Origin of the sequence: Nocardia sichangensis (assembly GCF_047200615.1) — a bacterium.
GTDB classification, from domain to species: Bacteria; Actinomycetota; Actinomycetes; order Mycobacteriales; family Mycobacteriaceae; genus Nocardia; species Nocardia sichangensis.
This window is the reverse complement of the sequence record NZ_JBJZOK010000024.1, coordinates 1-15,373: the sequence shown is the minus strand read 5'-3', so window position 1 is coordinate 15,373 and position 15,373 is coordinate 1. Positions and strand designations below refer to the sequence as shown.

13 protein-coding genes are annotated in these 15,373 nt (G+C 69.1%); 9 read left to right on the top strand and 4 right to left on the bottom strand.

Going from position 1 to position 15,373, the window contains the following annotated elements:
* Window positions 1-32: 32 nt before the first annotated feature.
* Window positions 33-473: a MarR family winged helix-turn-helix transcriptional regulator gene (locus ACL03I_RS28035; RefSeq protein ID WP_355073100.1), complete on the bottom strand. Its 441-nt coding sequence runs from the start codon at window positions 471-473 to the stop codon at window positions 33-35.
* Between the two features lie 224 nt (window positions 474-697).
* Here ACL03I_RS28035 and ACL03I_RS28030 point away from each other — a divergent pair, with 224 nt between their 5' ends.
* A complete protein-coding gene (locus ACL03I_RS28030) occupies window positions 698-913 on the top strand; it encodes a hypothetical protein (RefSeq protein WP_355073102.1) in 216 nt (71 codons plus the stop codon).
* 101 nt (window positions 914-1,014) lie between these two features.
* On the opposite strand, the gene ACL03I_RS28025 is transcribed toward ACL03I_RS28030, so the two are convergent.
* Window positions 1,015-1,950 carry an AraC family transcriptional regulator gene (locus tag ACL03I_RS28025; RefSeq protein ID WP_412807353.1) on the bottom strand — a complete coding sequence of 312 codons (936 nt, stop codon included), beginning with the start codon at window positions 1,948-1,950 and terminating at the stop codon, window positions 1,015-1,017.
* A gap of 178 nt (window positions 1,951-2,128) precedes the next feature.
* On the opposite strand from ACL03I_RS28025, the gene ACL03I_RS28020 reads away from it, so the two are divergent.
* On the top strand, window positions 2,129-2,968 hold the full coding sequence (locus ACL03I_RS28020; protein ID WP_412807352.1) for an alpha/beta fold hydrolase: 840 nt from the start codon (window positions 2,129-2,131) through the stop codon (window positions 2,966-2,968).
* A gap of 1 nt (window position 2,969) precedes the next feature.
* Here the strand turns inward: ACL03I_RS28020 and ACL03I_RS28015 are convergent, their stop codons facing one another.
* A complete protein-coding gene (locus ACL03I_RS28015) occupies window positions 2,970-3,425 on the bottom strand; it encodes a GtrA family protein (protein ID WP_355073107.1) in 456 nt (151 codons plus the stop codon).
* Between the two features lie 119 nt (window positions 3,426-3,544).
* Here ACL03I_RS28015 and ACL03I_RS28010 point away from each other — a divergent pair, with 119 nt between their 5' ends.
* From ACL03I_RS28010 to ACL03I_RS27990, 5 genes are all read left to right on the top strand, one after another.
* Window positions 3,545-5,032 (top strand): FAD-binding oxidoreductase, encoded by a 1,488-nt coding sequence (locus ACL03I_RS28010; protein ID WP_355073109.1) that lies wholly within the window; start codon window positions 3,545-3,547, stop codon window positions 5,030-5,032.
* Window positions 5,029-5,790, top strand: coding sequence for a decaprenylphospho-beta-D-erythro-pentofuranosid-2-ulose 2-reductase (locus tag ACL03I_RS28005; RefSeq protein WP_355073111.1), 762 nt, complete (start codon window positions 5,029-5,031; stop codon window positions 5,788-5,790). Before ACL03I_RS28010 ends, ACL03I_RS28005 begins: the two co-directional genes overlap by 4 nt.
* Before the next feature lie 140 nt (window positions 5,791-5,930).
* Complete coding sequence (locus ACL03I_RS28000) at window positions 5,931-7,946, top strand: galactan 5-O-arabinofuranosyltransferase (protein WP_412807402.1); 2,016 nt, start codon at window positions 5,931-5,933, stop codon at window positions 7,944-7,946.
* Window positions 7,947-8,048: 102 nt separating this feature from the next.
* Complete coding sequence (locus ACL03I_RS27995) at window positions 8,049-9,947, top strand: glycosyl transferase (protein WP_412807351.1); 1,899 nt, start codon at window positions 8,049-8,051, stop codon at window positions 9,945-9,947.
* Between the two features lie 11 nt (window positions 9,948-9,958).
* Window positions 9,959-13,306: an arabinosyltransferase domain-containing protein gene (locus ACL03I_RS27990; protein WP_412807350.1), complete on the top strand. Its 3,348-nt coding sequence runs from the start codon at window positions 9,959-9,961 to the stop codon at window positions 13,304-13,306.
* A 71-nt stretch (window positions 13,307-13,377) separates the two neighbouring features.
* On the opposite strand, the gene ACL03I_RS27985 is transcribed toward ACL03I_RS27990, so the two are convergent.
* Entirely contained in the window at window positions 13,378-14,310 is a 933-nt protein-coding gene (locus tag ACL03I_RS27985; RefSeq protein WP_412807349.1) for an NADP-dependent oxidoreductase, read from the bottom strand.
* 99 nt (window positions 14,311-14,409) lie between these two features.
* Between ACL03I_RS27985 and ACL03I_RS27980 the strand changes: the two genes are divergently transcribed.
* A complete protein-coding gene (locus ACL03I_RS27980; RefSeq protein ID WP_355073117.1) occupies window positions 14,410-14,811 on the top strand; it encodes a winged helix-turn-helix transcriptional regulator in 402 nt (133 codons plus the stop codon).
* An 85-nt stretch (window positions 14,812-14,896) separates the two neighbouring features.
* Window positions 14,897-15,055: a hypothetical protein gene (locus ACL03I_RS27975; RefSeq protein WP_169332658.1), complete on the top strand. Its 159-nt coding sequence runs from the start codon at window positions 14,897-14,899 to the stop codon at window positions 15,053-15,055.
* Window positions 15,056-15,373 lie beyond the last annotated feature (318 nt).

Below are 15,373 nucleotides of genomic sequence, written 5' to 3'. Positions count from 1 at the left end.
TGCCGGGCGCCGCCAGCGGTGGACCAGGCCCGTCAACCCCGCTGATGGTGCGCGAGCAGGCGGGTGAGCAGGCGGGTGAGATCATTTCTGTCCTCGGCCGATAGCGGTCCGAGCAGGTCGTCTTGCACCTTCTCGAGCGCTTGATCCATGCGCCGCAGTTGCCCCTTGCCCGCCTCGGTGAGGGTCACGATATTGCGCCTTCGGTCGTCCGGGTCCGGCGTCCGCTCGACGAAACCCTGGCCGGCCAGTTCGTTGATCGCCGCCACCACGTCGCTGCGGTCCATGTTGCACCGGCGCCCGAGCTCGGCCTGGCTCGCCGCCCCGAACTCGTCCAGCGCGGCCAGAATGCGGTAGTGGTACCCACGCGCACCCACCTCGCCGAAGCTGTCGGACGCCAACCGGTGGGCGTGCACGGCCAACTGGGTGACCAGCCAACTCGGCTTCGCGGCCAGGCGCGCGGGTGTCTCCTCCACAACAGCCACCATACATCGTTGGCACTGCCAATCAATCAGGCTGCCCGCGAGCGGCGCGTCATCGAGACCTCCCTCGGGCAATGCCGCAGCCGCGTGCCTGGACGACAGCAGGGTCTAATTGCTTGGTGCGCAACATACTTCGTAACGTCGGGGTGATTGCTGCCGATCAGTCGGTTGTGCGGCCTTACGAGCCGCCATCCAGAACCACGGAAAGAGGCCACCTGATGAAGAAGCTTGTCGTCGTCACCGCCGTGATCGCAGGACTCGTCGTTCCGGTGGGCTCGGCCGCCGCGGAACCTGTCGCCGCACCTGTCTCCACACCCGTCGCCACGATCTCGGCCGTGACCCCGGTGGGTTCCTGGTCGGAGGATCTGTTCTGCGCCGTCATCAAATTCCTGAAGGGCGGCTGGGCAGGCCGTCCCACCGACTGCTCGTTCTGACCGGCTGAGCGCGATTCCTCGACTCGAACCTCTCTCGACTGATCAATTCGGGGCGAGGCTTGGGCCACCGCTCCGCGGATCCGAGAAGCGCCCGGACGCCGTCAACGAGGTCGTACGTCCTGCGGGGTTACCCCGAATCGTGCCTTGAACGCGGAGCCGAAGGCGCTGAGGGAGCGGAAGCCGCTGGCGTACGCGATTTCGGCGACGGTGCGGTCGGAGGGAGATTCGCGCAGGCGGCGGTGGGCGCGGTCGAGCCGCGCGCCGCGGATGAGCTCGCTCGGTGTCGTGCCGGTGTGATGCAAGGCCAGTTGGACCTGGCGCAGTGACCAACCGAGGCTTCGTGCGATCTCGATCGGAGTCAGATCGGGATCGTCGGCGTGCCGGAGCACGTGGTCACGAACCGCGGTGTCCACCGTGGCCAACACGGTCGGCATCGCGGCGCGGCGGCGCAGGCAGAGGCGGAGCAGATCGATGATCGTGTCGCAGGCGGCGGCGAACTCGGGACCGTCGACAGTCGCACGCTGCTCTCCGAGTTCGCTGATCAGGCCTGAGACGACCGCGCCCAAGCCCTCGCGCAGGTCGATCAGCGCAGGTCCCGCGCCGACTTCGAGCGGCAGAGCGCCCGCAGGGACGTTCATCACCCACCCGCGCGCAGCGAGGGGCTGGCCGAAGTCGACGGGACGCGTCTTGGTGACGACCGCGCCGTACCCCGGCAACACCTGGGCGGTGGCGTCGTCCTGTCGGAGCCGCACTTCTCCGTCGGTCGCGATCATCACCCTCAGACCCTCATCGCCGTCACGCCGGATATCCGCACGGGATCTGGAATAGACGATGCTGTCCGACCAGAAGTCGATCAGCTGATAGCCCGCGTATCGCTGCACGGCCATCGCTCCTCGGAACGACGACGGACTGGCGAAACGGCACTGCAAGGTGCCCTGATTACGACCGACGTGCTCGGCCCAGAGGTCGGCCGACTCCCGGGGCAGGACCGCGCCGGTATCGACCCGCCCCACGAAATACGGCTCGGCGACCGACACCAGCAACCTCCCAGACCGACGTGCGCGTTTCCGTCAGACCCGTGCACGGATCAGGTCGAGCGCGCAGCGGTCCACGCTTAACGTGAGTCTCGATCGTACAGATCACAGACCAGGACACCGGCGTTTCACCGTGTGCGGGAACATGCGACGCAGATCGGCCGCCCGCTCACTGCAAGGAATGAGCACAGTCATGGACCGCAGGCATATTCATCTACCGACTCGGCTGGGGCTGCTGCATGTCGTCCTGACCGGCAGCGGCGATCCGATCGTGATGTGGCCGAGCCTTCTCATGGACGCTGCCCTCTGGGACGCCCAAGTGAACCATTTGGCCCGGGATTTCCTGACCATCGCGGTCGACCCGCCCGGGCACGGGCGGTCCAGCCGCCTCGAACGACCCTTCACCTTCGACGAGTGCGCGGCGTGCGTCGCCGACATCCTCGATCGGCTGGAACTACCGAAGACCCATTTCCTCGGGAACTCCTGGGGCGCCATGATCGGCGGCACCTTCGCCGCCGGTTTCCCTGACCGCGTCGAATCCGCGATCCTGATGAACGGCACGGCGTCATCGGCCCCGCTCGCTCAGCGGGCGCAGTACCGGATGCTGCTGATGGCGGTCCGGATACTCGGCGGGATTCGCCCGCCGCTCACCGGATCGGTGGTCCGGGCATTTCTCGGTCCGACGACCGAACGCACGCGCCCGCAGGTCGTCCGACAGGTTCTCGACGTCGCCCGCCGCAATGATCCGGCGTCGCTCGTGCACGCCGTCCGATCCGTGGTGACCGACCGCCCGGACCAGCGGCGCCTCTTCTCCTCGATCACCTGCCCCACGCTGGTCATCGGAGGTCGCGAGGACCGCACCTTCCCCGTGCCCGAGCTCGAGGTCATGGCCGACGCCATCCCCCGCTCGCGGCTCGTGGTCCTCGACGGAGCCGCACACCTCGCGGCCGCGGAGGTCCCCGACGAAGTGAATCGTCTGGTCGGCGCCTTCCTGGCCGACCACGCCGCGACGAGCGGATAACTCAGCGGAGCTTGAAGATCACCAAGCGTTGGACGATGAAGTTGATGACGGTCGCGGTGCCCTGGGCGACGACGAAGGCAAGCGGCTGGCGCCACCACTCGTCGGCCAGCGAGAAGTACAGCAGGTTGTTGATGCCGACCTGCACCGCGAAGGTCACCGCGTAGAGAACGACCACCGCGAGGAAGCGGATGCGGCTGGGCGGAGCCTGGAAGGTCCAGCGGCGGTTGATCAGGTAAGCCGTTGTGGTGCCCGCCACGAAGCTGATCGACTTGGCGACGCCGACCGGGAGACCGACCAGGTTCAGCAGCAGGCTGTAGAGCCCGTAGTCGACGACGGCCGAGAACCCGCCGGTGAGGGTGAACCGGATGATCTGCGTCTTGAGGTCGACCTCGGTGCCGCCGGGCTCGTCGACCAGGGGCAACTCGGCCGGAAGCGGCAGTTGGGGTTCGGCTTGCACGCCGACGAGCGTAGCGCCGGACCGGGTTGGGCACTCATTACGGTTCTAAACCGACGCGTTCGTCACTACCCATGGGTAGAGCGACCGCGTCCCCATCTGCCGTCATACCTGTAGCCTCTATGCCGATGTCCACGAAAGCTCCGACCGCCACCAAGACAACCGGGAACGACAAAGGCGCCGGCGTCGCGAACGACGGCCCGGCCGCGGGCACCGCGTTCACTCTTCCGACGCGCACCCGCACGTTGACCGGGTGGGGTCGCACCGCACCCACCTCCTCCGAAGTGCTCTCGACCAGCGATCCCGAACTGATCGCCAAGGCAGTCGCCATGGTCGCCGAGGACAACGACGGCAAGCCCGCCCACCTGCGGCGCGGCGTGATCGCGCGCGGCCTCGGCCGCTCCTACGGCGACCACGCGCAGAACGCGGGCGGTCTGGTCGTCGACATGACCGCGCTGAACAACATCCACCGGATCGACCGCGACACCCGCATCGTGGACGTGGACGGCGGCGTCAGCCTGGACCAGCTCATGAAGGCCGCGCTGCCGTTCGGCCTCTGGGTCCCGGTGCTCCCCGGCACCCGCCAGGTGACCATCGGCGGCGCGATCGCCTCCGACATCCACGGCAAGAACCACCACAGCGAGGGCAGCTTCGGCAATCACGTGCGCTCGATCGATCTGCTCACCGCCGACGGGCAGGTGCAGCACATCACGCCGAAGCGCAACGCCAAGCTGTTCTGGGCGACCGTCGGCGGCAACGGGCTCACCGGCATCATCCTGCGCGCCACCATCGAGATGGTGCCGACGGAGACGGCCTACTTCCTCAACGACGGCGTGAAGACCACGACCCTCGACGAGACCATCGCCGCGCACAGCGACGGCAGCGAGGCCGACTACACCTACTCGAGCGCCTGGTTCGACGTGATCAGCCCGCTGCCCAAGCTGGGCCGGGCCACCATCACCCGGGGCAGGCTGGCGAAGCTCGACGAGCTGCCCAAGCGGCTGCGCAGCAAGCCGCTGAAGTTCGACGCGCCGCAGCTGATGACCGTCCCGGACATCTTCCCGAACTGGACGATGAACAAGCTGACGCTGATGTCCATCGGCGAGGCCTACTACCGGATGGGCGGCAACTACACCGGCAAGGTGCAGAACCTGACGCAGTTCTACCACCCGCTGGACATGATCGCGGAGTGGAACCGCGGCTACGGCTCCAACGGCTTCCTCCAGTACCAGTTCGTGGTGCCGACCGAGGCGGTCGAGGAGTTCAAGCGGATCATCGTCGACATCCAGGCCTCCGGGCACTACTCGGCGCTGAACGTGTTCAAGCTGTTCGGCCCGGGCAACCAGGCCCCGCTGAGCTTCCCGATGCCGGGCTGGAACATCTGCGTCGACTTCCCGATCAAGCCCGGTCTCAACGAGCTGGTCGGCGAGCTGGACCGGCGCGTGCTGGAGTTCGGCGGGCGGCTGTACACCGCGAAGGATTCGCGGACCACCGCCGAGACCTTCCACAAGATGTATCCCCGGATCGACGAGTGGATCAAGGTCCGCCGTAGCGTCGACCCCACAGGCGTTTTCATGTCCGATATGGCGAGAAGGCTGGAGCTGCAGTGATCAATGCCGTTGGTAACCCGCAGTCGATTCTGCTGCTGGGTGGCACGTCGGAGATCGGCTTGGCAATCTGCGCGGAGTACCTGAAGAAGGGGCCCGCGCGCATCACCCTTGCGGCGCTGCCCGGTGATCCGCTGCGCGAGGGCGCGGTCGCCCAGATGAAGGCCGCGGGCGCGAGCCAGGTCGAGGTCATCGACTTCGACGCGCTCGACACCGATGGGCACGCCAAGGTGATCGACGCCGCCTGGGACGCGGGCGACGTGGACGTCGCGATCGTCGCCTTCGCCCTCGACGGCGATCCCGAAGAGCTGTGGCAGAACCAGGCCAAGGCCGTGCGAGTCGCCCAGATCAACTACACCGCCGCGGTCTCCGTCGGCGTGCTGGTCGGCGAGAAGATGAAGGCGCAGGGCTTCGGCCGGATCATCGCGATGTCCTCCGTCGCCGGCGAACGGGTGCGCCGCTCGAACTTCGTCTACGGATCGACCAAGGCCGGTCTGGACGGCTTCTACCTCGGGCTCGGCGAAGCGCTGCGGCCGCACGGCCCGCGTGTACTGGTGATCCGGCCCGGCATGGTGCGGACCCAGTTCTCCGCGCACGTCAAAGAGGCTCCGCTCACCGTCGACAAGGAAGACGTCGCGGCGCTGGCGGTCGCGGCATCGCAGCGGGGGAAGGAACTGGTCTGGGCGCCGGGAACCTTCCGCTACGTGATGATGGTGCTGCGGCACATCCCGCGCTCGATCTTCCGCAGACTGCCGATCTGATCGGCGACCGAACTCGGACATGGTGCCCGCGTGATCAGTGATCGCGCGGGCACCTATCGTCTGACGGAGTGACCCTATGAACCCGGAGGCGCCATGCGAGTAATCCAGTGCGACGAGCGCGGAGCGGTCCGTTGAGCACGGTGACCGCGGCGGACGAAGCGCCGCCGCGTCCCGTTGATCCGGCCCCCGCGCCGGGGCGCGGGTCACTCGTGGCACGTCAGATCGCGGCCGGCGTCGGCGAGGCCGCGCTCGCGGCGGTGCTCGCCGCCGTGGTGGCCGTCGTCGGGCTCGTCGCGTTCTCGCTGGTGCAGTGGCCCGCGTTCAACTCCTCCAACGTGACGCGGGCGCTGACCACGGTCGGGCAGGTCGGCGCTGCGGTCGTGCTCGCGGTCGCGATCGCGCTGCTGCGGCTGCGCAAGTGGCCCTGGATAGCGAAACTGCTGTCCTGGGTGGGTCTTTCGACGTTCGTCACGTTCACGCTCGGCATGCCGCTGGCGGCGACGAAGCTGTATCTGTTCGGCGTCTCGGTGGATCAGGAGTTCCGCACCGAGTTCCTCACCCGGCTCACCGATTCCGCCGCGCTGCGCGACATGACGTACGCGGATCTACCGTCGTTCTACCCCGCGGGCTGGTTCTGGATCGGCGGGCGGGTGGCGAATCTGCTCGGGATGGACGGCTGGGAAGTATTCAAGCCGTACGCGATCACGTTCCTCGCCGTGGCCGCGGTGGTCGCGCTGGTGTTGTGGTCGAAGCTGATCCGCGCGGACTGGGCGGTGGGCGTCGCGGCGGCGAGCACGGCGGTCACCCTGGCCTACGCCGCCCCCGAGGCCTACAGCGCCGTCATCGTGCTGCTGCTGCCGCCCGCGCTGGTGCTCGCCTGGGGGGCGCTGTATCGCCCGCTGGAGGGCGTGACGGAGGAGCATCGCACGGCCGGTGGCTGGGGCGCGGTCGTCGGCACGGGGCTGTTCCTCGGCTGGGCGGCCACGTTCTACACCCTCTACTTCCTCGTGGCGGCCTTCGCGGTGGCCCTGATGGGTCTGGTGGCGGCCTTCCTCGCGGTGCGTGCGCGGCGCGCCGACCGTCCGCGCCGCGCACGCGCGGCGACCGGGCCGACCCGTCCCGCGTGGCGCGCGGCGGCGCCGCCGCTGGTGCGGCTCGTGGTGATCGCGGTGATCGCCGGGCTGTTCGCGCTCGTCGTGTGGGCGCCGTACCTGGCGAAGGCGCTGCGCAGCGCGACGGCGAGCTCCGGGACCGCCCAGCACTATCTGCCCGAAGCGGGAGCGGAACTGCCGTTGCCGATGTTCCAGTTCTCCCTGCTCGGGGCGTTGTGCCTGATCGGCATCATCTGGCTGGTGCTGCGCGGCGCGTCGTCGCGACGGGCGCAGGCGCTGGGCATCGGGGTGGCGGCGATCTACCTGTGGGCGCTGCTGTCCATGGCCGCGACCGCGGCGGGCACCACGTTGCTGTCGTTCCGTCTGGAGCCGGTGCTGTTGGTGCTGCTGTCGGTCGCGGGCGCGTTCGGGTTCGTGGAGGGCGCGCGGGCGATCTACCAGGCGTTGAACGAGCCCGCCCGGTTCCGGCTGGTGGCGATCGTCGTCGCGACGATCGGCGCGTTGGCGTTCGCCCAAGACATCCCGCACGTGCTGACTCCGGAGATCACGACTGCCTACACAGACACCGACGGAGACGGAAAGCGAGCCGACAAACGGCCTGTGTCGGCCGTGTCTTTCTATGACGAAGTGGATGCGGCGCTCACCGCGCAGACCGGGCGGCCACGCTCGGACACGGTGGTACTCACCGCCGACACCAGCTTCCTGTCCTTCTATCCCTACTTCGGCTTCCAGGCGCTCACCTCCCACTACGCCAACCCGCTCGCCGACTTCGCGGGCCGGGCGGCGACCATCGAGAGCTGGAGCAAGCTGAAGACGCCGCAGGAATTGATCGACGCGCTCGCGGCGAGCCCGTGGCGCGCACCGGACGCGTTCCTGTTCCGGCGCAGCGGCGACACCTACACACTGCGGCTGGCCAAGGACGTCTACCCGAACGACCCGAACGTGGCGCGCTATTCGGTGAGCTTCCCCAAGGAACTGTTCGCCGACCCGCGTTTCACCACCACCGACATCGGACCGTTCACGCTGGTCACCGTCCACCGCTGAAATCGCGGCGGTTGAACTCGCGCGCAGTGGATACCCCTCTCGTTTGTCGGTCCACGCACAGCGTGGTTGCAACGGAGGGCGCTGGCGAGGAGTGATGCGCAGGTGACACAGGCACAAGACGCCGAGACCGACCTACCGGCGGAATCGGCGACGGTCGCGATCGCGACGAAAGAGGCGACGGCGACCGGAGTGCTCACCACTCCCGCGCGTACCCGGCGGCTGCCCCGACTTCCGCTCGCCGATCTGCTCGTATGCGCCGGTTACCTGGCGCTGGCCGCGACGGTGCTGTCGGGCCAGTGGCGCGATACCGACAACGGATACCTGATCAAGAGCGGTCAGGACCAGACGATGTGGGAGTGGTTCTTCGCCGTCACCGCGCACTCGGTGGCCGCCCTGCACAACCCGCTCGGTACCGATCTGCAGAATTTCCCGGCCGGGGTGAACATGATGGCCAACACGGCCATGTTCGGTGTCGGCGTGCCGCTGACACCGGTCACCTTGCTTTTCGGGCCGACCGTCACGTTCGTACTCGTGCTCACCCTCGGTCTGGCCGGAACAGCGTTCGCGTGGTATCGCCTGTTCGTCCGCGAGCTCGTCCGGTCCCGGGTCGCGGCGGTGATCGGCGGACTGTTCTGCGGATTCGCGCCCGGAATGATCTCGCACGCCAACGCCCACCCGAATTTCGTCGTGCTGCTGTTGCTTCCGATCATCGCGGGTCTGCTGATCCGGATTGCGCGGCGAGCGGCCGCGGCGGAACGGGAACGGCCGGGCGGGCGGGTACGGGATGCCGCCGTTCTCGGACTTCTGGTCGCGACGCAGATCGCGCTCGGCGAGGAACCGCTGTTGATCTTCGCCCTCGCGTTCGGCCTGTTCGGGATCGTGTATTACGCGCATGCTCCGCGCACCGCGCTGCGCGTGACGCGAGTGGTCGCCCCGACTTTCGCGCTGGCCGCGGTGATCACGTTGGCACTCGCCGAGATTCCGCTGTGGTGGCAATTCTTCGGCCCGCAGAGCTATCGATCGATCGACCACGGCCCGATGGGCAACGACCTCGAAGCGCTGGTGCAGTTCCCGTCCGAATCGCTGGGCGGCGTGTTCGCGCCCGGCGCGAACGTGGCGATCAATCCGACCGAGCAGAACGCGTACTTCGGCTGGCCGCTGCTGCTGTTGGTCGTGTTCACGGTGGGAATGCTGTGGCGCGACCGCGTGGTGCGGGCCGCGGGCGTGGTGATCGCGGTCTTCGGCCTGCTGTCGCTGGGCGCGGTCGCCACGATCGGTAAACAGCCGACGGGCATCGATCTGCCGTGGCGCTGGGCCGAACATGTTCCGCTGTTGAACACCGTGCTGGAGAGCAGGATGAGCATGGCCGCGATCCCGGCCATCGCGGTGGTGCTCGCGCTGGCCAGCGACCGCGCGGTGGGGACATGGACGCAATCGGCGGTGGACTGGAAGCCGCTGGCCTGGTTCGCGGCGCTCACCGGTGCGCTGCTGCCGCTGATCCCGACCATCCTGCCGGTGGTCGAGCGACCGCCGACACCGGACTTCTTCGCCGACGGCGCCGTCCGCCGTTACGTCGGCGACGGATCGGTGGTCCTGGTGCCGCCGCCCCGGCCACCCGACGCACGGGCGCTACGTTGGCAGGCCGACGCGGGTTTCACCTTCCCGCTGGCGGGCGGCTACTTCGTCGGCCCTACCGGTACCAGCAAGAAAGGCATCTACGGTCCCGAGGCCCGTCCGACCACCGCTCTGCTGGTACAGGCCCAGGACACTGGAGTCGTACCGCCGATCGACGCGGGCGTGCGTACCCGTGCGCTGGACGATCTGCGGTTCTGGCAAGCCGACGTCTTGGTGCTGCCCGCGACGAAGAACGGCGAAGTGTTGCGGGAGACCGTGACCCAGCTGCTCGGATTCACGCCGACGCGGGTCGAGGACGTCTGGCTGTGGGACGTTCATTCGCTGCGCGCGTCGGGGGCAGTCGGCATCACACCGGGCGGTAGCTAGCATCAACCACCGTGCGACCGGACCGATCTTCTCCAGCGTTCACCCGTATCCGCTTGATCGCCCTCCTCTCCGGGCTTCTCGGATTCCTGCTGGCCTTGCTGACCCCGCTGCTGCCGGTGCGGCAGGATCGGGCGAGCCTGGACTGGCCCGAGTCCGGCGCCAGGAGCGTGGCGGCGCCGCTGGTGTCCTACGAGCCGCTGCGGTTCAGTGCGACGCTGCCCTGCTCGATGACCGGAGAGCTCGGATCGGGCGGCACGCTGCTGTCCACCGCCCCCGTGGCCTCCGGGCGTGCGGCTACCAAGGGCCTGGTGGTCTCGGTCGCCGACGGCGTCCTCTCGGTGGTGCAACGCGACATCCCGCTGTTGTCCGCGCCGCTGGCCGAGGTCGGGTCCTGCGCGACGATCCGCATCGAGTCGACCGCCGCCGCGACGACGGCTGAACTCACCGGCCTCACCCGGCAGGACGGCACGCCGTTCCAGTCCACGGTCGGCCGGGACATCCGGCCGCAGCTGGTGGGCGTGTTCACCGATCTGAAGGCCGATCGGCTCGCCGGAGCGCAGGTGCACGCGGACATCGACTCGCGTTTCTCCTCCACGCCGACGCCGTTGAAGCTGGCCGCAATGATCGCCGCCGCCGTGTTCACGCTGATCGCACTCGTCGCACTGCATCTGCTGGACACCGCCGACGGGCGCCGACCGCGCCGGTTCCTGCCCGCGCACTGGTGGCGGGTCACCCCCGCGGATGGCGTCGTGCTGGGCACGCTGGCGCTGTGGCACGTCATCGGGGCGAACACGTCCGACGACGGCTACATCTTGAACATGGCGCGCGTCTCCGGGCACGCGGGCTACATGGCGAACTACTACCGGTGGTTCGCGGTCCCCGAGGCCCCGTTCGGGTGGTCGTACGAGGTGCTGGCGTGGATGTCGCGGATCTCCGACGCCAGTCTCTGGATGCGACTGCCCACGCTGCTGGCGGGCGTGATCTGCTGGCTGGTGATCAGCCGCGAGGTGCTGCCCCGCCTCGGCGCGCGGGTGCGCCGCAACAAAGTGGCGCTGTGGACGGCGGGCCTGGTCTTCCTCGCGTTCTGGCTGCCCTACGACAACGGCCTGCGCCCCGAACCGCTGATCGCGGCGGGCGCGCTGCTCACTTGGTGCTCGATCGAGCGCGCCATCGCGACCGGACGGCTGCTGCCCGCCGCGGTGGCCGTCCTGATCGCCGCGTTCTCCCTCGCGGCGGGCCCCACCGGCCTGATCTGCATCGCGGCGCTGATCGCCGGTTCACGGCCGGTGCTGCTGATCATCATCAAGCGCGCTCGCGGCGCCGTCCCGGCCCGGACCGGGCCCGACGCCGACGCGGCCGCCGCCGGTTCCGCCGAAGCCGCGGCCGCGGTGAACGCCCCCGCGAAGGTGCGCGAGCCGTCCCGGGCGGGCGCGGTGTTCCGGTTCGCCGCGCTGGTCGCCCCCGGCCTCGCCGCGGGCACGCTGGTGCTGGTGGTGATCTTCGCCGACCAGACCTTGGCGACGGTGCTGGAAGCCACCCGGGTGCGCACGATCGTCGGCCCGAACGTCGCGTGGTTCGACGAGCGCACCCGCTGGGACTCGTTGCTCATGCTCTCGCCGGACGGTTCGCTGGCGCGGCGGTTCGGCGTGCTGGTGATGCTGCTGTGCCTGCTCGTGTGCGTGCTGCAAGTTCTGCGCAAGGGCCGGATTCCGGGCACCTCGCGCGGCCCCTCGGTGCGCATTCTCGGCATCGTGTTCGCATCGCTGTTCCTGATGATGTTCACCCCCACCAAGTGGACGCACCACTTCGGCGTGTACGCCGGACTGGCCGGATCGCTGGCCGCGCTCGCGGCGGTCGCGGTGGGCACCACCGGTATTCGCTCGCCGCGCAATCGCGCGTTGTTCGCCGCCGCCGTGCTCTTCCTGCTCGCCGTGACGTTCACCGGCTCGAACGGGTGGTGGTACGTGTCCAGCTACGGTGTCCCGTGGTGGGACAAGGCGCCGTTGATCGCGGGCAAGGGGCTGTCCACGTTGTTCCTCGGGCTGAGTGTCCTCGCGCTGCTGGTCGCGATATGGCAGCACTATCGCGAGCCGTACCGGCGTGAGCGGCCCGGAGCGCCACGGCGATTCGACCGGTGGGCCTCCGCGCCGCTGACCGTGGCCGCCGCGCTGCTGGTGATCTTCGAGGTCGCCTCGCTCGCCAAGGCCGCTGCCACGCAGTACCCCGCGTACTCGATCACCAAGTCGAACGTGCAATCGGTCGGCGGGGATTCGTGCGCGCTGGCGAACGAAGTGCTTGTCGAGACCGACACCGCCGATTCGCTGCTGCAGCCCTTCACCGGATCGCCTGCGGACGGCTTGGCCGCGCAGAACAAAGGATTCACTCCGAACGGGGTCGCGCGTGACCTCACCGCGGACGCGGAGGAGACGGTCACCGGCGGCGCGAACTCCGTGGACAAGGATTCGGAGAACAAGACAACCAATACCACCGGCGCGGGCACCGGCGGCGGCACCACCGAGCAGGCGGGCATCAACGGCAGCACCGTCGCGCTGCCGTTCGGTCTCGACCCGGCGAGAACCCCGGTGCTGGGCAGCTACCAGGAGGGCGAGCAACAGCAGGCGAAGCTGACCACCCAGTGGTACCGGCTCGACCTGACCGACAGCATGCGCAACGACCCCGCCTACCAGGTGCTCGCGATCACGGCGGCGGGCCGGATCCGCTCGGTGGACGCCGACGGTGTGCTCACCTACGGACAGGAACTGCACCTGGAGTACGGCGTCCGTGGCGCGGACGGCGAGGTGCGCACGCTCGGCTCGATCGATCCGCTGGACATCGGCCCCGCGCCGTCCTGGCGCAACCTGCGGGTGCCGCTGGACCGGCTGCCGGCGGAAGTGAACGCGGTGCGGCTGGTCGCGATCGACAACGACATCACGCCCAAGCAGTGGCTGGCCGTCACCCCGCCCCGGCTGCCCAAGCTGGCCACGCTGAATTCCGTGGTCGGATCGCAGGCTCCCGTGCTACTCGACTGGCACGTCGGCCTCGCCTTCCCGTGCCAGCGGCCGTTCGACCACAAGGACGGCGTGGGCGAGATTCCGCAGTGGCGCATTCTGCCCGACCGGGTCGGCTCCGACGCCTCGAACGCCTGGCAAGACGACATCGGCGGCGGCCCTCTCGGCTGGACCGGCCTGCTGCTGAAATCCCAAACCGTCCCCGCATACCTCGACCGCGACTGGGCTCGCGACTGGGGCTCCCTCGAACGCTTCACCCCCTACGACCCCACCGCCATTCCTGCCCCCATCACCACCACAACCCGAACCCGCACCGGCCTCTCCACCGACGACCCCATCCGCATCCGCTGACTCCGCGAGTGGCACACGGTGGAGCGGGCTTCTCGCGATTCGCCGCAGCCGTGTGCCACTCGTGGAGGGTGTCAGGGGGTGAGGACGAGGCGGCCGCGGAGGCCGCCGAGGGATAGGCGGGATTGGGCTTCTCGGACGGCGGTGAGGGGGTGGGTCGCCGCTACGCGGAGGGTTAGTTTGCCCGCGTCTACTTGGGTTACGAGGTGGTCGAGTCGGGTGCGGTCGGCGCGGACCAGGACTGTGTGGACCTTGGTGCCGCGCAACGGGATCGGGGTGTCGGGAACGCTGATCGACGCGAATCGCCCGCCGCCGCGCACCGCGGCGAGCGTCGCCGGGCCGAGGGCGGCCGCGTCCAGGGCGGCGTCGACGCCGCCGGGGACGATGGCGCGGACGGCATCCGGCAAGGATGCCTGGCGCGGAACGAAATCGGTGGCGCCCAAGGCGCGCACCGCGTCCTCGTCGGCGGGTGCGGCCGCGGCGATCACCCGGATACCCCGCGCCGCCGCGAGTTCGACCGTGAAGCCGCCGACAGCCCCCGCCGCGCCGGTGACCAGGAGCGTGTCGGTGGACGCGAGATCCAGCGCGTCGAGCGCCTGGAGCGCGGTGAGACCGTTGAGCGGGAGGGTCGCCGCTTGCACCGGCGACACGGAAACCGGAGCGGGCGCGACATTCCCGACCTCCAGCACCACATAGTCGGCCTGCGCACCGAGCGAGACGTCGAGCCGGTCGCTGATGCCGATCACCGCTTGCCCCACCGTGAACTCCGTGACGCCCGCGCCGAGCGCGTCGACCGTGCCCGCGACATCCCAGCCGACGCCCCACTGATCGCGCTGCGCGGCGAACGGCGTGCCGCCCACGCCCGCCCGCACCATCAGATCCACGGGGTTCACTGCCGCCGCCGCGACCGCGATGCGAACCGTACCCGGGCCGGGCTGCGGAGTCGGCACTTCCACGATCTCCACCAGCGCTTCCGGTCCCGGCCGGCGGACTACCACTGCACGCATGATGTTCCTTCCTGTCTGCTGCCGACCAATCTAGGAACGGTTACTATCCAATGGGTAGTAGTTACCCGAAAGTGCGTTAGAGGCAGCGAGGTGCTCCCGATGGCGACGAAGACCGCGGCGCAGCGCCGTGAGCTGGCAAAACAGCGGTACGACGCGTACATCGCCGAGTGCCCGACCCGGCAACTCCTGGACCGGATCAGCGACAAATGGGTGAGCCTCGTGTTGGCCGCCCTCGCCGACGGGCCGTTGCGCTACGGCGAACTGAACCGGATCATCGCGGGCGTGAGTCCCAAGATGCTCACGCAAACGCTGCGCGGACTGGAACGCGACGGCCTGGTGGAGCGACGGATCACCGCGGAAGTCCCGGTCCGCGTCGACTACGAACTCACCCCGCTCGGCCACAGTCTTCAGCCGGTCATGAGCGCGGTCAAAGCATGGGCGGAGACACGCATGGACGACGTGATCGCCGCGCGGGCGCGCTACGACCGCACCGTCCAATAAACCGGTTGTCCGGTCTGAAAAATATGCTCCCACCTGTGGCTATGCATCGCAGGACGAATCGGGCCGCTGGCCTTAATCTGAATCCATGACAACGGCATTCGATGAAATGGATCTGCGCGATCTTGTCGGACTGCTCAACGAAGAGGAACAACGGGAGCTGCGGCCTGCGGTGCTGCGCGTGCTCGGCCGCCTCCCTTCGCAAGAGGTGCTCCGGCGCGAGCTCGGCCTTCGGCTGAAGGTCTGAGCGCCCGGTAACGCACCGGCGACATACGGCAGGGCCGCCGCGCAGGATTCACCTGCGCGGCGGGCCCGGGGTGGTGGGGGCAAGGGGGTGTGTGCAGGGGGGGTGTGGAGCCCGGGGGGCCGGGGCCCGCCACCCAGGGGGGGGGGGGGGGGGGGGGTGGTTTGTTTATTGTGGTTTGGGGGTTTGGTGGGGGGCGGGGGGTGGGGGGGGGGCGCTTGGGGGGGGGGCGCGGGGGGGGGGCCGGGGTGGGGGGGGGGGGGGTGGTGGTGGCGACGGCGGTGTGGGGGGGGTCGGGGCCGGGGGAGCCGGCCGATCCGC

Bases quoted from the DNA above. Each gene is read 5' to 3' on its own strand.
- ACL03I_RS28030 (WP_355073102.1), top strand. From the start codon at position 698: ATGAAGAAGCTTGTCGTCGTCACCGCCGTGATCGCAGGACTCGTCGTT.
- ACL03I_RS28020 (WP_412807352.1), top strand. From the start codon at position 2,129: ATGAGCACAGTCATGGACCGCAGGCATATTCATCTACCGACTCGGCTG.
- ACL03I_RS28010 (WP_355073109.1), top strand. From the start codon at position 3,545: ATGCCGATGTCCACGAAAGCTCCGACCGCCACCAAGACAACCGGGAAC.
- ACL03I_RS27985 (WP_412807349.1), bottom strand. From the start codon at position 14,310: ATGCGTGCAGTGGTAGTCCGCCGGCCGGGACCGGAAGCGCTGGTGGAG.
- ACL03I_RS27980 (WP_355073117.1), top strand. From the start codon at position 14,410: ATGGCGACGAAGACCGCGGCGCAGCGCCGTGAGCTGGCAAAACAGCGG.
- ACL03I_RS27975 (WP_169332658.1), top strand. From the start codon at position 14,897: ATGACAACGGCATTCGATGAAATGGATCTGCGCGATCTTGTCGGACTG.